General features: G+C 71.7%; 15 protein-coding genes. 5 read left to right on the top strand and 10 right to left on the bottom strand.

Annotation, left to right across the window (positions count from 1 at the left end):
- Positions 1–112: 112 nt before the first annotated feature.
- The 5 genes from QWI33_RS23035 to QWI33_RS23015 all read right to left on the bottom strand — a co-directional run bounded on the left by QWI33_RS23035 (position 113) and on the right by QWI33_RS23015 (position 6,769).
- Positions 113–1,702 (bottom strand): alpha/beta hydrolase, encoded by a 1,590-nt coding sequence (locus QWI33_RS23035; RefSeq protein ID WP_289959282.1) that lies wholly within the window; start codon positions 1,700–1,702, stop codon positions 113–115.
- 111 nt (positions 1,703–1,813) lie between these two features.
- Complete coding sequence (locus QWI33_RS23030; protein WP_289959281.1) at positions 1,814–2,701, bottom strand: carbohydrate ABC transporter permease; 888 nt, start codon at positions 2,699–2,701, stop codon at positions 1,814–1,816.
- Positions 2,698–3,666, bottom strand: a complete 969-nt coding sequence (locus QWI33_RS23025) for a carbohydrate ABC transporter permease (RefSeq protein WP_289959280.1) — start codon at positions 3,664–3,666, stop codon at positions 2,698–2,700. The genes QWI33_RS23030 and QWI33_RS23025 overlap by 4 nt, the downstream gene beginning before the upstream one ends.
- Positions 3,667–3,678: 12 nt before the next feature.
- Positions 3,679–5,025 (bottom strand): ABC transporter substrate-binding protein, encoded by a 1,347-nt coding sequence (locus QWI33_RS23020; protein ID WP_289959279.1) that lies wholly within the window; start codon positions 5,023–5,025, stop codon positions 3,679–3,681.
- A gap of 64 nt (positions 5,026–5,089) precedes the next feature.
- Entirely contained in the window at positions 5,090–6,769 is a 1,680-nt protein-coding gene (locus tag QWI33_RS23015) for a glycoside hydrolase family 13 protein (protein WP_435367602.1), read from the bottom strand.
- Between the two features lie 151 nt (positions 6,770–6,920).
- Here QWI33_RS23015 and QWI33_RS23010 point away from each other — a divergent pair, with 151 nt between their 5' ends.
- A complete protein-coding gene (locus tag QWI33_RS23010; RefSeq protein WP_289959276.1) occupies positions 6,921–7,946 on the top strand; it encodes a LacI family DNA-binding transcriptional regulator in 1,026 nt (341 codons plus the stop codon).
- A 104-nt stretch (positions 7,947–8,050) separates the two neighbouring features.
- Here QWI33_RS23010 and QWI33_RS23005 read toward each other — a convergent pair whose 3' ends face one another.
- The 4 genes from QWI33_RS23005 to QWI33_RS22990 form a co-directional block, all read right to left on the bottom strand.
- Complete coding sequence (locus QWI33_RS23005; protein WP_289959275.1) at positions 8,051–9,409, bottom strand: GH1 family beta-glucosidase; 1,359 nt, start codon at positions 9,407–9,409, stop codon at positions 8,051–8,053.
- A gap of 47 nt (positions 9,410–9,456) precedes the next feature.
- Positions 9,457–10,524 carry a carbohydrate ABC transporter permease gene (locus QWI33_RS23000; protein WP_289959274.1) on the bottom strand — a complete coding sequence of 356 codons (1,068 nt, stop codon included), beginning with the start codon at positions 10,522–10,524 and terminating at the stop codon, positions 9,457–9,459.
- A complete protein-coding gene (locus QWI33_RS22995) occupies positions 10,524–11,498 on the bottom strand; it encodes a carbohydrate ABC transporter permease (RefSeq protein WP_289959273.1) in 975 nt (324 codons plus the stop codon). The genes QWI33_RS23000 and QWI33_RS22995 overlap by 1 nt, the downstream gene beginning before the upstream one ends.
- Before the next feature lie 160 nt (positions 11,499–11,658).
- Positions 11,659–13,071: an ABC transporter substrate-binding protein gene (locus QWI33_RS22990; RefSeq protein ID WP_289959272.1), complete on the bottom strand. Its 1,413-nt coding sequence runs from the start codon at positions 13,069–13,071 to the stop codon at positions 11,659–11,661.
- A 266-nt stretch (positions 13,072–13,337) separates the two neighbouring features.
- Between QWI33_RS22990 and QWI33_RS22985 the strand changes: the two genes are divergently transcribed.
- From QWI33_RS22985 to QWI33_RS22970, 4 genes are all read left to right on the top strand, one after another.
- Complete coding sequence (locus QWI33_RS22985; RefSeq protein WP_289959271.1) at positions 13,338–14,567, top strand: ROK family transcriptional regulator; 1,230 nt, start codon at positions 13,338–13,340, stop codon at positions 14,565–14,567.
- Between the two features lie 46 nt (positions 14,568–14,613).
- The gene (locus tag QWI33_RS22980) at positions 14,614–17,142 is read left to right on the top strand and encodes a sensor histidine kinase (RefSeq protein ID WP_289959270.1); all 2,529 of its coding nucleotides are present in this window, start codon (positions 14,614–14,616) and stop codon (positions 17,140–17,142) included.
- The gene (locus QWI33_RS22975) at positions 17,139–17,813 is read left to right on the top strand and encodes a response regulator (RefSeq protein WP_289959268.1); all 675 of its coding nucleotides are present in this window, start codon (positions 17,139–17,141) and stop codon (positions 17,811–17,813) included. Before QWI33_RS22980 ends, QWI33_RS22975 begins: the two co-directional genes overlap by 4 nt.
- 165 nt (positions 17,814–17,978) lie before the next feature.
- Positions 17,979–18,122 (top strand): hypothetical protein, encoded by a 144-nt coding sequence (locus QWI33_RS22970; protein WP_289959267.1) that lies wholly within the window; start codon positions 17,979–17,981, stop codon positions 18,120–18,122.
- 13 nt (positions 18,123–18,135) lie between these two features.
- Here QWI33_RS22970 and QWI33_RS22965 read toward each other — a convergent pair whose 3' ends face one another.
- Positions 18,136–20,574, bottom strand: coding sequence for a polysaccharide lyase 8 family protein (locus tag QWI33_RS22965; RefSeq protein ID WP_289959266.1), 2,439 nt, complete (start codon positions 20,572–20,574; stop codon positions 18,136–18,138).
- Positions 20,575–20,583: the final 9 nt, after the last annotated feature.

Here is a 20,583-nt window from a genome sequence, read left to right as displayed (position 1 = left end):
GCCAGACGCGGTCCTGTGATCGGTCGGCACACGCACTGGGGTGTGAGAGGCACTGAGGAGTGCGACGCCGGGCCCGCGCCCTAAGAGGACGCGGGCCGCTGATCACGCTGTGTCAGCCGAGTTCCTGCGGGCACTGCAGCCCGTCCTCGGGGACGTCGAGGTCCACGAGGTAGGCGGTCACCGGGTCGTCGATGCAGTTGTGGCCCAAGGCGTATGCGGTGTGGCCGCTGCCCTCGTAGGTGAGCAGGACCCCGCTGTCGAGCTCCTTCGCGACGGACTCGGCCCAGGCGTAGGGCGTGGCCGGGTCGCCGGTGTTGCCGATGAGCACGACGTCGGGTGCGCCCCTGCCGTTCACCGACTCCGGGCCCGGCTCGCTCGCGGACCAGCTCGCGCACGGCAGGTAGCTCCAAGCGATCCCGGCGCCGAACAGCGCGGAGTTCCCGTAGGAGTCCTCGGCGGCGTTCTGGTACGAGTTGAAACCGGTCGGGTTCACGCGGTCGACGCACTGCACGCCGTAGAAGTTCGCGTCGGTGTCGCGGCGCGGCAGCGGCAGCGGCGGGAGCCGCCGCGGGAGGAGGCGGGAGGCCCCTTCGGCCCCGGCGAGGTCCTCGAGCTGCTGCGCGAGTTCGCGGATGGTGCCCGCGTCCACCGCGGCGAGGAGCCTCTCGAGCGCGGGCCACTTGGCCTCGCTGTAGAGGCTCTCGGCGATCATGGTGAGCATCTCGCCCACGGTGGGCTTCCCGCCCACGGCGTCCTGGGCGTCGGTGAGCATCGCCTCCAGTTCGGCGTCGGCGGTGTCGGCGCTGGTGAATGGGCAGCCGTCCACGGTGAGGCAGTACGCGATGAAGGCCTGCCAGGCGGTCTCGAAACCCGTGGCCTGGCCTTCGGCGAGGTCCAGCACGGACCCGGAGGTGCGCATGACGCCGTCGAGGACCATCGCGCGGACCTTGTCGGGGTAGAGGTACAGGTACATCTGCCCGATGTAGGTGCCGTACGAGTAGCCGAGGAAGGTCAGCCCGTCGTCGCCGAGGGCGCTGCGCATGACCTCCATGTCGCGGGCGACGTTCTCGGTGCCCATGTTGGCGAGGAAGTTCGCCTTGACCTGCTCGGTGCAGCCCGCGGTGAAGAGCTCGGCACCGCTGTCCAGCGCGGTCGCCTCGGCGTCCGTGATCGCATCGGGCTCGTCCGTGTCGACCTCGGCGAGCGCCGAGCCGAACGGGTCGCTGTTGCCGCAGGTGAGGTTCTGGCTCGCGCCGACCCCGCGGGGGTCGAAGCCCACGACGTCGAACGCGGCGGTCACTTCGGGGGGCAGGAACGGCGACATGGCCAGTTCCACGCCGGAGCCGCCCGGCCCGCCCGGGTTGATCAGCAGCGAGCCGGTGCGGTCGCCGGTGGCGGGGTGGCGGACCATCGCGATCGCGACCCGGTCCCCGCCGGTGTCCTCGTAGTCGACCGGCACGGTGATCGCGCCGCATTCGAGCGCTTCAGCCCAGGCGGTCTGCTCGGCGTCGAGTTCGGCGTCGCCGTACATGGCCGCGAGGTCGCACGGCCCCCAGTCGACCTTCTCGACCTCCGCTTGGACCGTGGTCACCCCGCTGCGCGCCTTGGCCGAGCCGTTGCCGTCGTAGTCCTCACCGCAGGACGCCAGCGCCGCCGCCGCGAGGACGGCGACGGCGGCGGTGAGCGTGGCCGTTCGCTTCATGCCGACTCCTTGAGCGCGCGCGGCCGGGCCGCGTCCCGTGGGGAATGCACGCACTCTAAGGCCGCGGCGTCCGGTTCGGCATGGATTCGGGTGATTGACGTCGTTCGGGGGTCAGCCCTTCAAGGCGCCGCCGAGGCTGGTGCCGTTGAGGAAGAGCCGCTGGAAGACCAGGAACAGGCCGATCGGGATGAGCGAGGAGATGGCCAGTGCCGCGAGGAAGACGTCGAGTTCGACGAACTGCTGGAGTATCGGCAGGCGGACCGAGAGCGGCTGGAGCGCGGGGTCGGGCAGGACCAGCATGGGCCAGAGGAAGTCCTTCCATGAGGCGATGACGGCGAAGACCGAGACCACGCCGATGATCGGGCGGGACAGGGGCAGGACGATCGACCAGAACACGCGGTAGGGGCCGGCGCCGTCGACGCGGGCCGCTTCGAAGAGCTCCCGGGGCAGGTTCGCGAAGAACCGCTGCATGAGCAGCACGTTGAACGCGCTCGCTCCGGCGGGGAGCCAGACCGCCCAGAACGTGTTGAGCATCGAGGCGCCGAGGAGCGGCGGGTCGAGGACGGTGAGGTAGAGCGGGACGAGGAGCACCACGCCGGGCACGAACAGGGTGGCGAGGACCGCGCCGGAGAGGTACTTGCCGATGCGGGGGCGCAGGACGGCGAGCGCGTAGCCGCCGGTGGCGGCGACGACGAGCTGCACGGCCCAGGAGCCGGCGGCGAGGGCGACGGTGTTGAGGAAGTACTTGTCGATCTCGACACGGGTCCAGGCTTCGGCGAGGTTCGCGAAGTCGAATCCATTGGGCCAGAACGCCATCGGCGTGCGGAGTGTGTCCTGTGTGGGGGTGACGGCGGCTTTGAGGAGCCACAGCATGGGGCCGAGCCCGGCGACGGCGACGCCCGCGAGGAGGGCGCCGTGGGCGAGGCGCGCGGACCATTTGACGCTGGGGCGCTTCCAGTCGGTGGGTGCGATGAGGCCGCGGTCGGTGCCGGCGTTCATGAGCCGCTCCAGGATCGGGTGAGACGGAAGTACAGCATGGAGAACGCCGTCAGGACGAGGGCGAGGAGGAGGCTGAGGGCCGCCGCCGCGCCGTAGTCGCCGCCGAGGGAGTTGGTGAACGCGTACCGGTAGATCAGGAGCAGCAGGGTGAGCGTGCGGTTCGCGGGCCCGCCGTCGGTGAACAGGAACGGTTCGAGGAACACCTGCGCGGTGCCGATGATCTGCAGGATGAAGGTGATGAGGAGGATGCCGCGCAGCTGCGGGAGGGTGATGTGCCAGAGCTTTCGCCACACGCCCGCGCCGTCGATCTCGGCGGCCTCGTAGAGGCTGGGGTCGACGCCGGTGAGGGCGGCGAGGTAGATGATGACGGTGCCGCCGGCACTGGCCCAGGTCGCCTCGAGGACGAGGGCGGGCATCACGATGTCGGCGTCCTGGAGCCAGGCGACGGGGCCGATGCCGATCCAGCCGAGGACGGTGTTGAAGACGCCCTCCTCCCCTGCGTCGTAGAAGAGCTTCCACAGGAGGACCGCGACGACCGGCGGGACGACCACGGGCAGGTAGGCGAGGGCGCTGAACAGGCCGCGCATGCGGCGGACCTCGCTCATGAGGATCGCGGCGACGAGCGGGACCGGGTAGCCGAAGAGGAGTGCGAGGACGGCGAAGTAGCCGGTGTTCTGGACGGCGGTCCACAGTTGCGGGTCGGCGAAGACCTGCTGGAAGTTCGCGAACCCGACCCAGACGGGGTCGGCGACGAGGTTGGTGCGCTGGAAGCTCATCACGACCGCGCGGCCGATGGGGAGCCAGGAGAACGCGCCGAAGACGATGAGCATCGGCGCGAGGAACACGAGTGCAGGTAGGCCGCCGCGGGCGCGGGCCAGGGGCCCGCGGCGTCCGGGCCGGGCCGCGGTGCGCGGCCCGGTCCGGGCGCCGGTGACACCGGCGGGGCGGGTGTCGGTCGAGGTCATGTGGGTGGTTTCCTATGCGGCCGCGTCGATCGCGGCCTGGGCGTCGGCCTGGGCCTGGGCGAGCAGGGCGTCGATGTCGGCGCCCTCCTCGGTGAGGACCGTCTGGACGACGGTGTCGAGCACGGCGTAGACCTCCTGGGTGGCGTGCACGGGCTCGGTGAGCAGCGGCTGGTCGAACACCTGGGTGGTGTAGGGGGCCATCTGGTCGACCGGGACGTTCACGAACTCGGCGATCCAGGTCTGCTGCTCGTCGTAGGCGGCCTTGTCGAAGACGGGGAGTTCGGGGGCGCCGACGGGCTGGCCGGTCTCGGCCTTCACTTCGGCGTCGGCGACCGCGGCGGCCTGGTCGGTGAGCTTCTCCATGTAGTAGAAGTCGATCCACTCGACCGCGGCGGCCTGCTCCTCGGGTTCGGCGTTCGGGCTGACGGCGGCGAGGGTGCCGCCGCCGAGGACGCCCGCGTCGGGGCCGGCGAGCGGGAGCACGGTGAGGCCGTAGTCGTCGGGGTCGAGGGCGTTCTGGGTGAAGAGGTTCCCGTAGTTGCCGCCGCCGGAGACGTACATGCCGATGCGGCCGGAGGCGAAGGCCTGGTTGATGGTCGCCCAGTCGTACAGGAAGTCGTCGCCCATGGACCGGTCGTCCCAGCGCATGCCCTGGAGGCGGGTGAGCGCTTCGCGCATGGCGGGCGTGTCGATGGTGGCCTTGCCGTCGGCCTCGGTGCGGCCGCCGAGGGCGTTGACGACGGTGGTGAGGATCCAGCCGCCGGTGTTGTCGTTGGTCATCACGGCGTAGCCGGCCTCGCCGGTCTCCTCGGTGATGGTCTTGGCGGCGGCCTGGATCTCGTCCCAGGTGGTCGGCGGGGCGTCGGGGTCGAGCCCGGCGGCCTCGAAGAGGGTCCGGTTGTAGTGCAGCCCTTGGCCGTAGGCGGCGATCGGGATCGCCCAGAGGTCGCCTTCGGCGTCCTCGCCGGCGGCGGCGATGTTCGGGTTGTACTGCTCCCGGTAGGGCAGGGCGGCGGTGAGGTCGCCGATGTCGGCGATCTGGCCGCGCTCGATGAGGCCGCGCCCGTCGGTGAAGGGCACCACGAACACGTCGGGGAGGGTGCCGCCGGCGAGCTGGGCGGTGAAGGTGCCGGCGGTCCAGGTGTACTCCTGGGTCTCGACGGCGATGTCCGGGTGGGCTTCCTCGAACTGCTCGATGCGGGCGTTGAACGCGTCGATCGCGGCCTGCTCGAGGCCGGCGTCGATGGTGACGGTGATGTGGGTGCGGCCGTCGTCGGGTGCGTCGTCCGAGCAGGCGGCGACGCTGACCGCGGCGAGGGCGGCGGCCGCGACTGCGGCGGCGGTGCGAGAGGGTTTCATCGGTTGCTCCTTGTCGGTGCTTCGTTGAGCCGGTGCTGTTGTGCTGCGGGCATTGCGGGAGGGGTCAGGTGCGCAGCCACACCGCGGTGTCCCGCGGCAGGAGGCCGTGCTCCAGCGGCGCGCTGGCGATGACGACCGCGGTGTGGTCGGGCAGGGCCGCAGGTGCGCCGAAGTTGACGACGCAGGTGAGGTCCTCGCCGCGCCGGAACGCGAGGGTTCCGGGTGCGGACGAGGTCCAGGCGAAGGCGTCGCCGCGCAGCGCGGGTTCGCTGCGGCGCAGGCGGATCGCCTCGCGGTAGAGGGTGAGGAAGGAGTCCGGGTCGTCCTGCTGGGACGCGGCGGCGTAGGTCCCCCAGTCCGCGGGCTGGGGCAGCCAGGTCGCGGTCCCGGTGTCGTTGAACCCGCAGGTGGGTCCGGTCGCGGTCCAGGGCAGCGGGACGCGGCAGCCGTCGCGACCGGGATCGGTCCCGCCGGAGCGGAAGTGCATGGGGTCCTGGCGGGCCCCTTCGGGCAGGTCCTCCACTTCGGGCAGTCCGAGCTCGTCGCCCTGGTAGACGTAGAGCACGCCGGGGAGCGCGGCGGTGAGCAGCGCGGCGGCGCGGGCGCGGCGGGCGCCGAGCGCGAGGTCGGTGGGGGTGCCGAACCGCTTGGCGCTGAAGGCGAACGCGGAGTCCTCGCGGCCGTAGCGGGTGACCGGGCGGGTGACGTCGTGGTTGGAGAGGACCCAGGTCGGCGGTGCGTCCACAGTGGCGTGGGCCGCGAGGGTGGACCGGATCGACCCGGCCAGCGCCGCGGCGTCCCAGGGGCGGGACATGAAGTCGAAGTTGAAGGCCATGTGCATCTCGTCGTCGCGCAGGTAGCGGACGAAGCGCTCGTGGTCGTCGAGCCAGACTTCGCCGACGAGGAGGCGGGGGTCCTCGTAGGAGTCGGCGACCTTGCGCCAGCCGCGGTAGACGTCGTGGAGCTCGTCGCGGTCGAGGTGCGGGTGCCGGCCGGGCTCGTGGTGCTCCCCCACCTCGGGCAGCTCGGGGTCCTTGGCGATGAGCGCCGCGGAGTCGATGCGGATGCCGGCGACGCCGCGGTCGTACCAGAACCGCAGGACCGCTTCGTGCTCGGCGACGACGTCGGGGTGGTTCCAGTTGAGGTCGGGCTGCTCGGGGGCGAAGAGGTGGAGGTACCACTGGCCGGGCTTCCCGTCCGGGCCGGTGGTGCGGGTCCAGGTGTCCCCGGCGAAGCTGGAGGTCCACCGGGTGGGCATCTCGTCGCCGCCGGGGCCGCGGCCGTCGCGGAACCAGAAGCGGTCGCGGGCGGGGTCGCCGGGGGCGGCGGCCAGGGCCTCCTGGAACCACTCGTGCTGATCGGAGACGTGGTTGGGGACGATGTCGACGATGGTGCGGATGCCCAGGCCGCGCGCGGCGGTGATGAGCGCCTCGGCGTCGGCGAGGGTGCCGAAGGCGGGGTCGATCGCGCGGTAGTCGGCGACGTCGTAGCCCCCGTCGGCCTGCGGCGAGCGGTACCAGGGGGTGAACCAGAGGGCGTCGACGCCGAGGTCGGCGAGGTAGGGGAGGCGGTCGCGGACGCCCGCGAGGTCGCCGGTCCCGTCGCCGTCGGCGTCCGCGAAGCTGCGCGGGTAGACCTGGTAGATCACCGCGTTCCGCCACCAGTGCGGTGCCGGTGCGGTGGGGCCTGCGGTGGGTTTTGCCGAGCGCAATGCGGCTCCGTTCCTTCGTCTGAGCGCGACCATGGGCATGCCACAGGGACGGGTGTAGTCCCTGCACATGATAGGTTTAGCGCTATACCTAGCTCGGTAGCTTAGACCCGGGTGACAGACTTGTCAACGGCGGGAGTCCGGCTTCCGCCGCGAGAATCGTCTGCTGATCGCAGGAGGAGCACCGTTGGCCGTCACGCTCAAGGACATCGCCGCCGAGGCGGGCGTCAGCCTGATGACCGTGTCCAATGTGGTCAACGGCAAGCAGGCCCGCGTCTCCGCCGCCACGCGCGACCGCATCCTGCGGATCGTCAAAGACCGCGGCTACGTGCCCAGCGCCTCCGCCCGCAGCCTCGCCGCGAAGTCCTCCCGGCTCGTCGGCCTGCTCGTGCCCGCCGAGGACGAGGCGAGCCTGACCATCAGCCCCCACACCGTGGCGGTCATCGGCATGCTCGAACGCGAGCTGCGCCGCCTCGACTACCACCTGATGCTCCGCGGCATCGCCGACCGCGCCGAGATCACCGAGGCGCTCAAGTCCTGGAACCTCGACGGCGCGGTCCTCCTGGGGTTCCAGGACGCCGAGATCGACCGGCTCAAGGCCGAGACCGTCGGCGGCGTGGCCCTGGTCGCCATGGACTCCTACTCGGAGAACCCGCTCGCCCTCGAGGTCCGCTCCGACGACTTCGGCGGCGCCGAACTGGCCGTGTCGCACCTCATCGCCTTGGGGCACAAGAGGATCGCGTTCGCGGGACCGGGGTTCTCGGCCACGGGCGTGGTGCGCCGGCGTTTCGAGGGGTACCGCACCGTGCTGGCGGCCAACGGGATCGGGTACGACGAGTCACTGGTGTCCCGAGTGGAGACCACGCACGCCGACGGCCTGGCGTACGGTCGCCGCCTCGCCCGCGAGCGGCCGGACGTGACCGCGGTCTTCACCACGGCCGACATCCTCGCCATCGGGCTCATCGAAGGGCTCGCGGCCGAGGGGCGGTCGGTGCCCGGCGACGTCTCGGTGGTCGGCTACGACGACTCGGACCTGGCCGTCTACGTCACGCCGAAGCTCACCACCGTGGCCCAGGACCTGACGGCCAAGGCCGCCGAGGCGGTGCGGCTCATGATGGACCGCCTCGCGGGCAGGGACCGTCCCGACGAGGCCACGACGCTGGGCGTCCGGCTCATCGAACGGGACACCGCCGCTCCCCCGCCGCGCCGATGAGACCGAGCGCGCATCGGCTTGCGGCGCATGGGAAGGCCGCCCGGCCCGGCAAGGACGGGCGGCCTCCCGGCTCATCCGACCGGCGGGCTCCGGCCGGTCGTTCGTTAGGGCCGGCGCAGCGCGGCGCCGCCCGAGGCGATCACGTCCCGGTACCAGTGCGCGCTGCGCTTGAGCGTGCGCTCCTGCGTGGCGTAGTCGACCCGCACGAGCCCGAAGCGCTTGGAGTAGCCCTCGCCCCACTCGAAGTTGTCGAGCAGGGACCACACGAAGTACCCGCGCAGGTTCACGCCGTTCTCGATGGCGCGGCCCGCGGCCCGCATGTAGCCGTCCAGGTAGTCGACGCGGTCGGTGTCGTCCACCGAGCCGTCCGGGCCCACCGTGTCCTCGAAGGACGCACCGCTCTCGGTGATGTGCACCGGCAGGTCGGTGTACTCGGCCGAGAGGCGCTCCAGGACGCGCTGCAGGCTGTCGGGGTTGATCTCCCACCCGAAGCCGGTCACCGGGTTCGTCGGCGGCAGGCTGCGGTTGCCCAGGTGCGTGTCGGCGGGGTCGGCCTCGACGACGAAGCGGTGGTAGTGGTTGACGCCCACGAAGTCCAGGGGCGCGGCGACCGTCTCCATGTCGCCGGGCAGGACCGCGTCGAACGCGCCGGTGGGCGCGAAGTGGCGGAGCATGTCCTCGGGGTAGGAGCCGCGGAACAGCGGGTCGAGGAAGAGCCGGTTGCCGCCGCCGTCGGACAGGCGCGCGGCCTCGCGGTCCGCGGGCTTGTCCGTGGCGGCCTCGATGTCGGTCATGATGACCGCCGAGCCCACGCGCGCGTTCGGCGCGGCCTCGCGGATCGCGGCCACGGCCAGGCCGTGGCCGAGGTTGAGGTGGTGGGCCGCGCGCAGTGCGGCGGTGCGGTCCTGGCGGCCGGGGGCGTGGACGCCCGCGTGGTAGCCGAGGAAGGCCGCGCACCAGGCCTCGTTGACCGGGATCCACTCGTCCACCAGGTCCCCCAAGGCCCGCGCGGTGCGGGCGGCGTAATCGGCGAAGCGCTCGGCGGTCGCCCGCTCGGGCCAGCCCCCCTCGTCCTCCAGGACCTGCGGCAGGTCCCAGTGGTACAGGGTCACCGCCGAGCGGATCCCCTTGTCGCGCAGGTCGGCCAGCTGCTCCCGGTAGAACGCGACGGCCACCGGGTTGAGGTCCCCGCGGCCCGCGGGCTGCAGGCGCGCCCACGAGACCGACATGCGGTAGGCCTTCAGCCCCAGGCCGGCGGCGATCCCGAAGTCCTCGCGCCAGCGGTGGTAGTGGTCGCATGCGACCTCGCCGGTGTCGCCGCCCTTGACGTTCCCCGGGGTCGCCGAGAAGGTGTCCCAGATGGACGGCCCGCGGCCGCCCTCGGCGGCGGCGCCCTCGATCTGGTAGGCCGCGGTCGATGCGCCCCAGAGGAAGTCCTCCGGGAACGGGCTGGTGGCGGTCATGGCGTTCGCTCCTTGGCTTCGGTGGTTCGGTCGGATCATTCGCCCGCTCATTTGTCCACGCCGGTGACGACGATGCCCCGGACGAAGACCCGCTGCGCCGCGAGGAAGATCGCGACCGGCAGGGCCAGCGCAAGGAGCGCGGCGGCGAGGATGAGGTGGGGTTCGGAGTTGTAGACGCCGCTGAAGTAGCTCAGGCCCACGCCGATCGGGACGATCTCGCGGTTGCCGGCCAGGTAGAGCAGCGGTTCGAAGAAGTCGTTCCAGGCGTAGAAGAAGTGGAAGAGGCTCACCGCGGTGAGGGCCGGGGCGGCCTGCGGGACGATCACCCGCAGGAAGGTGCGGATCGGCCCGGCCCCGTCGATCCGGGCGGCCTCCTCGAGCTCCCTCGGGATGGTGAGGAAGTACTGGCGGAGCAGGAAGACGTTGAAGGCGTTGGCGAACAGCTGCGGGACGATGAGCGGCAGGTAGGTGCCGACCCAGCCCATCTGGAGGAAGACCGCGTACTTGGGCACGAGGGTGACCGCCGGCGGCAGCAGGATCGTGGCCATGAGCAGTCCGAAGAGGATGCCGCGGCCCGGGAAGCGGAAGCGGGCGAAGCCGTAGGCGACGACGGCGGAGGAGACGACGGTGAACAGCATCGTCGTGAGCGCGTACATGAGCGTCCAGCCCATGAGGCGCAGGAAGTCGATGGTGTTCCAGGCCTCCTCGAAGTTGCCCCACTGCGGTGCGAGTCCGGTGACCGGTTCGAGGGTGCGCCAGCGGCCCTCCCATTCGAGCGTGCCCGCGTCCGGGTCCTCGGGGTCGATGAAGACGCTGGACTCGCGGCCGGGTTCGACGAGGGCGAGTTCGCGGACCTCGCCGCCGGGCATGGGCACGGCGTAGACGTCGAGTTCGTCGCCTTCGTACGCGAAGGTGCGCGCCGAGACGGGGAGGATCGAGGCGTCGGGGTCGGAGACGCCGTCCTTGTCCTTGAGCGCGGTGGCGGCCCCGTAGCCGAGGGGCATGAGGAAGATCCCGGCGAGCAGGAGCGCGCCGAGCGTGGTGCAGGCGGTGAGCAGGAGGTTGCGGCGCCGGCGGCGCAGGGCGGCCTCGGTGGGCTTGGCAGCGGTGTGCACTATCGCTCCGTTCCGTAGTGGACCCAGTAGCGGGCGGTGCCGAACAGCAGGCCGGTGAGGACCGCGACGACGATGAAGATGAGCCAGGCCAGGGCCGCGCCGTAGCCCATGTTCCCGAAGACGAACGCCTCTTGGTAGAAGTGGACGAGGAGGAACCTGCTGGCGCCGCCGGGGCGGCCGCTGGCGCCGAAGAGGACCCAGGGCACCACGAAGTACTGGAGCACCAGCACCGATCCGATCACCAGGTTGTAGAACATGACCGGGGAGAGCAGGGGCAGCGTGATGGTGCGCAGGCGCCGCCACCAGCCGGCGCCGTCGATCTCGGCGGCCTCGTAGAGCTCGGTCGGGATGCCCTGGAGGCCGGCGAGGTTCACGATCATGCTGTTGCCGATGCCCCACAGGCCGATGAAGCTGAACGCGAAGAGGACCAGCACGGGGTTGTCGAACCAGCGGATGCCGTCCGAGCCGGAGGCGTCGGCGCCGGTGAGGCCGATGAGCCGGTTGACCCAGCCGGTCTGGGGGTTGAGGACCTGCTGCCAGATGAGGATGCCCGCGACGAGCGGGATCATCGAGGGCATGAAGAACAGCAGGCGGAACAGGCCGGTGAACTTGAGGTGCTTGGAGTTCAGGAGCAGGGCCAGGCCGAGGGCGACGACGAGGCTCAGCGGCAGGAACAGCACGGTGAAGCGGAACGTGGCGGCCAGCGAGGTCCAGGTGTCGGGGTCGGACAGGGCCCGCTCCCAGTTGCTCCCGCCGGCGAAGCTGGTCGCGTCCGGGTCGGTGAGCTGGAAGTCGAGCGTCGAGAAGACGAGCGAGGCGCCGATCGGGACGGCCCAGAAGAGCACGAACCCGATGATCCAGGGGCTGATGAAGGCGTAGCCCCAGCGCGCTTCGCGGCGGGCCATGGCGCTGGCGGGGCGCCCGGGGCGCTTGCCGCGCCTGAGGGCGAGCGCCGCGTCGGTGAAGTCGGACATGGGGAGGCGGGCCTTTCGGGAAGCACGGCGGCGGGCGGTGCCGGCCGCCGCGAGCGGTCGGGGGTGCCGGGCGGGCGCGGGGCCCGCCCGGCGGGGAGGGGCGGCCTCCGCGGCGACGAGCCGTGGACCGGCATCGGCGCCGCGGGCGGGCCGCCCGGGGTCAGGCGGCGTCGAAGACCGTCTGGAGCTCCGCTCGGAGCGCTTCGAGCTCGGCCGGGATGTCCAGTCCCTCTTCCTGGTTGAAGCGGGTGGCGTACTCGGCGAGGACCGCTTCGGCCTCGAGGAAGTTGGGCATGCCGCTCTCGTGCGCGGGGTTGTCGACGTAGGACATGCCCTGGACGGCGGTGTCCCAGTTGATGTCCTGGCCTTCGAAGTTGGCGGCGCCGACCTTGTCGAAGTAGCCGTCCTGGAGGCTGATGCGCGCGGGCATGCCGCCGTAGGTGGTGGTCAGCTCCTCGGCGGCGTCGCCGATGAGGTGGGTGAGGACGGTGAACGCCTCGTCGGGGTGCTCGGTGGTCTTGGTGATGGAGAAGGTGTCGGCGTGCAGCTTCGCGGTGACGGTGCCGTCGTAGGAGGGCACCGCGGCGGTGTCCCAGTTGCCTTCGAACCCGGCCATGCAGCAGGTCGCGTACCAGAGGTGGGTGTTGCCCATGGCGAGGTTGCCCGACTCGAACCACGAGCCGGCGTTGAGCATGTCCGAGTCGCCGTAGGGGCCGTTGGGGATGAAGTGGTCCTTCCACATGCCGTCGTAGTACCACTGCTGGGCCTCGGCCCAGTGCGGGGGAATCTGGGCGTTGCCCTCGGCGTCCACGAGGCTGCCGGCGCCGAAGAGGGTGGACTGGGCGCGGATGTCGGCGAAGACGTTGCCGAAGCCGAACTGGACGATGTCGCCCGGGTCGAAATCGGGGCTGTTGGCGTCGTTGCCCGCGGCGTCGACGGTGAGCCGCTTGGCGAGGTCGGTCATGGTCGCGATGTCCCAGGGCCGCTCGGTGCCGTCGGCGTCGATGTAGGGCGCGCCGTACTCCTGGGGCGGGTAGGGCAGGCCGGCCTCGTCGAACAGGTCGAGGTTGACGTACATGAAGGACGGGAAGACCGCGAACGGCAGGCCGATCTGGCCCTCCTCCTCGATCCGGTAGAAGTCGACCAGGGCGGGGTCGAAGTCGGTGAGGTCGTAGTCGTGCGCCTCGATGTGCGGGGTGAGGTCGAGCCAGGCGCCGGGGAAGGTGGAGCGGCCGCGGATGCCCATGGGCCCCACGATGTCCGGGGCGTCGCCGGTGGCGATCTGGGTGGAGAGGATGTTCGGGGCCTGGTCGGCGTCGACGACCTCGAGGACCAGTTCGATCTCGTCCTGGCTCGCGTTGAACGCCTCGACGACCGCCTCCTGGGCGGGAATGGTGGGGGCGTCGGAGCCCGCGCCCATCCCGACGAACCAGCGGATCTCGACGCGGTCGGAGGCGCTCGATCCGCCGTCGCCGCCGATGCAGGCGGTGGTGAGCAGGGCGGCGGCGGTGCCGACGGCGATGGCGCGGGCGGCGCTCGCGCCGCGTCCGCGGAGGGGAGGTGTGATCCTCATGGGATGCTCCTATGTACGGCCGCGGAGGGGGATCCGCAGCACGGGAGGGATAATCGGAAGGTTCCTTTGTGGAGGTTCTGCGATGAGGGACGGGAGCCGAGGACGGTTCGGGGCCGGTTCGGCGCGGTCCGGCGTGCGGACCGGAGGTAGGCTGGAGCAGTAGAATACGACTTACTACTAAGACTTAGATTAAGTATTTGGACTCGTGCCGTCAATCCCTCCGACATAACGGCATGGTCCCGGACCGATAACGGACTGGTGGACAGATGGAAGCCCCTAGGCACAGGACGACCCGCGACCTCAAGCTCGGCAACCGCATGAGCCTGCTGCGGACCCTCTACTTCGACGGTCCGCTGACCCGCCGCGACCTGGCCCCCGCCACCGGACTGAGCACCGCCACCATCTCGAACGTCACCGCCGAGCTCATCGAGGGCGGCGTGCTGCGCGAGGCCGGCAAGGTCGAGTCCGACGGCGGCAGGCCCCAGATCCTCCTCCAGGTCGACCCCGGCCACGCCCGGGTCGTCGGGGTCGACGTCGGCGAGACCCAGGTCCGCGTCGAACTGCTCGACCTCAAGCTCGACGAGCGCGCCGGCGTCCGCTACGCCCTCGCCCCCGGCCGCCACGACCCGGCCACGGTCATCGAGCACATCGTCGCGGGCGTCAAAGAGGTCGTCGCCGAAGCCGGGGACGTCCCCGTGCTCGGCGTCGGCGTGGCCATGCCCGGCATCGTCGAGTACGGCCCCGCCGGGGTCATTCACGCCAAGGCCTTCGGCTGGGACGCCGTCCCCTTGGGCCGCATGCTGATGGAACGCCTCGACCCCCTGCCGGTCCACGTCGAGAACGGCGCGATGACCATGGGCCAGGCCGAACTGTGGTTCGGCGCCGGGCGCGGCGCCCAGAACGCCGTGATCGCACTCATCGGCTCCGGCGTCGGCTCCTGCATCGTCGCCGGCGGCGCCCTCTACCGGGGCGCCGGATCCAGCGCGGGCGAATGGGGGCACACCACCATGGCCGTCGCCGGGCGGCCCTGCCGCTGCGGCTCCCGCGGATGCCTGGAGGCCTACGTGGGCGCGGAGGGCATCCTCGACCGGTACCTCGCCGCCACCGGCGTCGTCGAACTCTCCGGCGACGGCGAGGAGGCCGACCTCGAGCGCCTCCTCGACGACACCTCCCCCGCCGCCGTCGCCGTCGTCGACGAGACCGTCGAGTACCTCGGCGCGGGCCTGGCCGACCTGCTCAACCTCTTCAACCCCGAGCTCATCGTCATCGGCGGCTGGGCCGGGCTCATGCTCGCCCAGCGCCGGCTCGCCGGCATCCGGGCGGCGGCCGGGGCCTACGCGCTCGGCCAGCCGTTCACCACCGCCCGCATCGAACCCGGCCTCCTCGGGCCCGACGCGGTCGCCAAGGGGGCCGCGACCCTCGTCATCGAGCGGTTCCTCAGCGGCGAGCCGCCCGCCCGCACCCGGGCGGCTCGGCGTACCGGAGGACACGTTTGACGCTTTCTTGATGGCCGAAGCCTCCGGCTCGGGGAATGATGGGTCCGTGTCACGTGGACAACTGCGGATCTACCTCGGCGCGGCCCCGGGGGTCGGCAAGACCTTCGCCGCGCTCGAAGAGGCCCGCAGGCGCTGCGAGCGCGGCACCGACGTCGTCATCGGCCTCGTGGAGACCCACGGCCGCCCCCACACCGCCGAACTCCTCGACGGCCTCGAGATCCTGCCGCGCAGGACCGCGGCGGGCATCGGCGAACTCGACGTGGACGCCCTGCTCGCCCGCGCGCCGGCCGTGGCCATCGTCGACGAGCTCGCGCACGCCAACGCGCCCGGCTCGCGCAACGACCGGCGCTGGCAGGACGTCGACGAGCTGCTCGACGCCGGCATCGACGTGATCTCCACCGTGAACGTGCAGGACCTCGCCTCGCTCGGCGACGTGGTCGCCCAGATCACCGGCGTGCCGCAGGGCGAGTCCGTGCCCGATGAAGTGGTGCGCCGCGCCGACCAGGTCGAACTCGCCGACATCACCCCGGAAGCGCTGCGCCGCAGGATGGTCCACGGCAACGTGTACCCGCCCGAGAAGGTGGGGCCCGCCCTCGCGAACTACTTCCGGGTCGGCAACCTCACCGCGCTGCGCGAGATCGCCCTCCTGTGGCTCGCCGACAAGGTGGAGGACCAGCTCGAGCAGTACCGCGAAGCCCAGCACATCACCGCCACATGGGAATCCAGGGAACGCGTCGTCGTGGCGCTGTCGGGCGGCGACGAGGGCGACACGCTCATCCGCCGCGCCGCCCGCATCGCCGCGCGCTCGGGCGGGGCCGACCTGAAGGCCGTCTACGTCGCCTCGGGCGACGGGCTCACGAGCGCCCGCTCCGCCCGGAACCTCGCCCGGCAGCGGAACCTCGTCGAAGACCTCGGCGGCTCCTACCACCAGGTGGTCGGCCGGACGATCCCCAACGCGCTCTTGGAGTTCGCGCGCGGCGTGAACGCGACCCAGCTGGTGCTCGGGGCCTCTAGGCGCGGCCGGTTCGCGCAGATGCTCTCGCGCGGCGTCGGCGTCACGACCACCGCGAGCTCGGGCAAGATCGACGTCCACCTGGTGAGCCACGAGCGGGTCGCCACGGTGAAGCGGGCGCGAGGAGGCCGCGGCGTCATCGGCGGGGGACGCCGCGGGCTCGGGATCGCGCTGGCGCTCCTGGGCATCCCGGCCCTGTGCATGGCGCTCCTGCCGGTGCACGAGGAGCTGTCGCTGACGACGATGATCCTCATCGTCCTCACCGCCGTCCTGGGCCTGACCCTCACCGGCGGCATGTGGCCCGCGCTGCTCGGCGCGCTCTCGGGCAGCCTCCTGCTCAACTACTTCTTCACCGAGCCCTACAACACGCTCAAAGTGCACGACCAGGAGCAGCTGATCGCCCTGGCGATCTTCGTGGCCCTCGCGCTCGGCGGGGCGGGCGTGGTCAACCTGTCCGCCTCGCGGGCGCGGCTCGCGGCGCGCGCGAGCACCGAGGCGCAGACCCTGGCGACGCTCGCGGGCAGCGTGCTGCGCGGCGGCAGCCGGGTCGAGGACCTGCTGGAGCAGCTGCGGGAGACGTTCTCGCTCGAATCGGCGACGCTCCTGGAGCGCACCGAGGCCGGGGCGGGCCCGGCCGAACGGCAGGACCCGCGGCTGTGGCGGGTCGTCGCGTGCGCCGGCGAGGGCTGCGCGAGCCCCGGCACGGCCGAGAACGACCTGCCCATCAGCGACGACCTGGCGCTGGCCCTGCGCGGGCACACCCTGGAGGCGGCGGACCGGCGCATCGCGCAGGCCTTCGCGATGCACGCGGCCGCCGCGCTCGAACGCGAGCGGCTCGAACGCCAGGCCGCCGCGGTGCAGCGGCTCACGGACACCGACAAGCTCCGCACGGCCCTGCTCGCGGCCGTGTCGCACGACCTGCGCACCCCGCTGGCGTCCGCGCGGGTCGCCGTGACGAGCCTGCGGTCCACTGGGGACCTGTTCACGCCGGAGCAGCGGGACGAGCTGCTGGAGGCCGCCGAGACCTCCCTGGCGCGGCTCACGAGCCTGGTGGACAACCTCCTCGACATGAGCCGCCTCCAGGCCGGGGTGCTCGGCGCGAACCCGGTGCCGGTGGCCCTGGACGACGCGGTGCCGTGGGCGCTCGACGAGATCGGCGACGCCGCCGCGGCCGTGCGCCTCGACGTGGCCCCGGACCTGCCGGAGGTGCGGGCCGATCCCGGTCTGCTGCAGCGCATCCTGGTGAACGTGGTGGCCAACGCCCTGCGGTTCAGCCCGGAGGGCGAGCCGCCCCTGGTCATCGCGGGCCGGCACGGGGACCTCGTGGAGCTGCGGGTGGTCGACCGCGGTCCGGGCGTGCCCGACGAGAGCCGCGAGATGATGTTCACGCCGTTCCAGCGGCTCGGCGACCGCGACAACACCAGCGGCGTCGGCCTCGGGCTCGCGCTCTCGCGCGGGCTCGCGGAGGCGATGGGCGGCTCGCTCGTCGCCGAGGCGACACCGGGCGGCGGCCTGACGATGGTGCTGGCGCTGCCGCAGGTGGAAGAGAAGGGCACGGAGTGATCAAGATCCTGGTCGTGGACGACGAACCCCAGATCGCACGGGCGCTGCGAATCAACCTGAGCGCGCACGGGTACGAGGTGGCGACCGCGCCGGACGGGGCGCAGGCGCTGCGCGCCGCCGCCGCGTTCGTCCCCGACCTCGTCGTGCTCGACCTCGGGCTGCCCGACATGGACGGCACGGAGGTCATCGCGGGCCTGCGGGGCTGGACGAGCGCGCCCATCCTGGTGCTCTCGGGCCGGGCCGCGAGCGCCGAGAAGATCGCCGCGCTCGACGCGGGCGCCGACGACTACGTGACCAAGCCGTTCGACATCGGCGAACTCCTCGCCCGCGTCCGCGCCGCGACCCGGCGGGGCGGGGCCGGCAGCGATTCGCCGGTGACCGCGATCGGCGCGGCCACCGTGGACCTCGCGGCCCGCGAGGTGGTGCGCGACGGCGAGAAGGTGCGGCTCACCAAGACCGAGTGGCAGCTCCTCGAAGTGCTCCTGCGCAATCCGGGCAAGCTCGTGGGCCAGCGCGAGCTGCTCCACCGGGTGTGGGGCCCGAACTACGACCGCGAGACGAACTACCTGCGCCAGTACATGGCCCAGCTGCGCCGCAAGCTCGAGGCGGACCCGGCCCGCCCGGTGCACCTGCTCACGGAGCCGGGCATGGGGTACCGCTTCCGCCCGTGAGGAATCGCCGTCCAGCCGTAGCATGTGGTCGGTCGACTGGTACCGCTGCACGGGGGTTCAAGCCTTGGACCGCGGTCACGTCGGTCGTATGGTGCGCGATCCTGGGGCTGCTGGACCGCGGCCGGGGTCTTCGCGGAGACGAGCACGAACCAGGCGGACGGCCTGGTGGCCGAGCAGATCTTCGACGCGTTCCCCGGGTGGGTGGAGGCGGTCACCACGATCGCGCAGGTGCTGCTGGTCGTCGGTGCGGTCGCCGTAGTGCGGCCACCGTGCCGGCCTGGAGTGCGCGAGGCGCTCGAGCGCCATTGAGGATGCTCAGGTTTCAGCGCAGTCGCAGGGTGTGGGTCGCGCCCAGGGAGCCCTCGGTCCGCACGGTGATGCGGGGCCGGTCGCCCGTCTCGACGGTGACGGTGTCGTCGGCTTCGATCACTTCGCTTGCGGTGTAGGGCAGGTCGATCGTGATCTCGGTGGTGGTGCGGCCGGGGTCGGCGATGGCGACGGCGATGTCGTCGCCTTTGACCACGATCACCGAGGCCGGGCCGTCGCACGCGAGCCCGCCGGCCTCGGCGGCTTGCCAGAAGTGGGCGGCCAGGAGGCCGCTGCGGGGGGCCGCGACCGCCTGGACCGCGGTGGTGTTGGCGAGCACTTGGACGTCGCAGTCGGCGGCCTGGGCCTCGGTCGCGGCCTCGGTCGCGGTCGGCAGCAGCACGTAGGCGTAGGAGGCGTCCACAGGTGAGACGCCGTGGTCGAACCAGAGGGTGGCGTAGCGGCGGGTGTGGACCTCGGTGTCGCCGCCACCGGTGGTGGGGCCCTGCTCGATGTCGTTCCAAGCGCCCCTGCGGGTCTCGCGCCCCACGTGGAGTCCGGTGCTGCCGGCGGGGAAGACGTAGCCGGCGACGCCGGGCAGGTGTACCCAGGTCGCGCCCTCGATCGGCGATTTGAGGTCGGTGTCCGCGGCCGGAACGACGCCGTCCACGGTCATGCGCCGGTCGCCGTCGGTGTGGCGGTTGCGGTGCTCCACTGTCGTCCAGATCGCGCGGCCGTCGGCGGCGGTGATGCCCGCGCCGAGGGCGCAGATCATCTCGTCCACCACGAACCAGGCCTTCTTGGCGCGCAGGGTGGAGCCTTCACCGATGAGGTCCATCGCCGCGGCGGCGTACCGGTCGTCGAGGGCCGTGCCGCCTGCTACATCGTTCGCGGGCAGGTGGACCACGAGGTCGTCGCCGGTTCCGATGACCTCCCGCTCGCGGGAGTCCACGGTGATGCCCGGCAGCCGGTACGGGTTCGCGGTGGGCCAGAAGGCGTCGCTGAACTGCAGCGGGTCGTCCACGGTGTACAGGTAGGTCATGCCGTCGCCGACGTACCAGCCGTGGAGGTTCTCGCCGCCGACCATCTCGAATCCGGAGATGCGGTTGGAGCACATCGAGAGCGCCCAGGACCACTCGGCACGACGCACCAGCAGGCGGTCCATGCCGGGGTAGATGCGGGTCGAAACGGGACGGGGCGCGGCCTGGACCGAGTCGTCGGCGAGGAGTTCCTTGGCAAGGCGGATGCCGCGCAGTCCCACGCTCTCGAAGTAGGGAACGGCATCGGCGGATCGCTCGATCCAGCCGCGCGCGAGCGCGCGCCATCGGTCTCGGTAGTCGGCGGGGGCGAACTCGGCGAGGTCGATCACCGCCTCCGCCAGCTCCGGTCCCGCGTCCGAGTCGCGCTGGGCCGGTCGGGCGATGCTCCTGCCGCGCAGGCAGTCCATGAACAGGCCGTCCTCGGTGAAGGGCATGAAGGCCCGTTCGACGACGTCGCAGAGGCGTTCCAGGTCCGGGTCCGAGACCTCCCACGCCGAGCCCTTGAGCAGTCCCAGCGCGAGTGTGAGGGAGGTGAGCAGGTCGAGCCCGTAGCTGCCGGTGCTCGGTACGTGGCCGTGCTGGATGAAGGAGCCGTCGCGGTGGAAGCCGTCGCCTTCGTCGACGATTCGGAAGAGGCTGTTCGCGCCGCCGCCTTCGGTGTCGGAGAGTCCGTTCCGGGCGAGGATGAGCTTGTCGGGGTCTTCGCCGACGATGCCGCGCAAGGTCAGGATCGCGGCCTTGTCGGCGCGGTTGGCGCCGGTCTCGCGTTCGCTGGGCGAGGCGATCCGCACGTCGGCATTGGGGCAGAAGCGGTCTACTGCGTCGAGGTAGTGGGCGAGGTGGGCGCGGGGGATGCGCTCGTGCATGAGGGTGCAGATCTGGATGAGCGAGGAGGCCGAGCCGATCTCCCACCAGTACCAGTTGCCGGTCTGCTCGGCGTGCTCGTTGTAGCCGGCCTGGTAGAGGAGGACCAGTGCGTGCACGATGTCGGAGGCGACCTCCCCGTCGTCGTGCTGATCGGTGCCGGGAGTGGCCCAGGCGAGGGCGATGCGGCGGAGCCGGCCGTAGGAGACGCTGAAGCTCAGCGGATCGCTTGCGGGGCCGAGGTCGCTCCAGAGTCCGGTGCGGTCCTCGTTGCGGTCCATCGAGTCCCGGTCGCGCGCGGCCCCTCGGCTGAGCGCTCGCAGCGCCTGCTCGTAGTCGTCGTCGGAGGTGCTGATGGCGCCGCCGATCAGCAAGGACTTGGCGCGCTCGCGAAGCGATGGGAAGTCGATGGTGCCGGTGTCGACCTCTCCGGGGGCCTGGCCGATGACGCCTTGCTCCGGTTCGTCCAGCGCCCATGCGGCAGCGGCGGCGCCGAGACCGGCGAGGCCGAGCGCGCCGCCGAGGAGCAGTCGTCGGTGCAGTGGCGGCATGGTGGTCCA

This window comes from Glycomyces tritici (assembly GCF_030403505.1).
This window is presented reverse-complemented; position numbering and strand designations above follow the sequence as displayed.

Bases quoted from the DNA above. Each gene is read 5' to 3' on its own strand.
- QWI33_RS23025 (WP_289959280.1), bottom strand. From the start codon at position 3,666: ATGACCTCGACCGACACCCGCCCCGCCGGTGTCACCGGCGCCCGGACC.
- QWI33_RS22985 (WP_289959271.1), top strand. From the start codon at position 13,338: ATGGAAGCCCCTAGGCACAGGACGACCCGCGACCTCAAGCTCGGCAAC.
- QWI33_RS22995 (WP_289959273.1), bottom strand. From the start codon at position 11,498: ATGTCCGACTTCACCGACGCGGCGCTCGCCCTCAGGCGCGGCAAGCGC.
- QWI33_RS22965 (WP_289959266.1), bottom strand. From the start codon at position 20,574: ATGCCGCCACTGCACCGACGACTGCTCCTCGGCGGCGCGCTCGGCCTC.
- QWI33_RS23020 (WP_289959279.1), bottom strand. From the start codon at position 5,025: ATGAAACCCTCTCGCACCGCCGCCGCAGTCGCGGCCGCCGCCCTCGCC.
- QWI33_RS23030 (WP_289959281.1), bottom strand. From the start codon at position 2,701: ATGAACGCCGGCACCGACCGCGGCCTCATCGCACCCACCGACTGGAAG.
- QWI33_RS23035 (WP_289959282.1), bottom strand. From the start codon at position 1,702: ATGAAGCGAACGGCCACGCTCACCGCCGCCGTCGCCGTCCTCGCGGCG.
- QWI33_RS23005 (WP_289959275.1), bottom strand. From the start codon at position 9,409: ATGACCGCCACCAGCCCGTTCCCGGAGGACTTCCTCTGGGGCGCATCG.
- QWI33_RS23015 (WP_435367602.1), bottom strand. From the start codon at position 6,769: ATGGTCGCGCTCAGACGAAGGAACGGAGCCGCATTGCGCTCGGCAAAA.
- QWI33_RS22990 (WP_289959272.1), bottom strand. From the start codon at position 13,071: ATGAGGATCACACCTCCCCTCCGCGGACGCGGCGCGAGCGCCGCCCGC.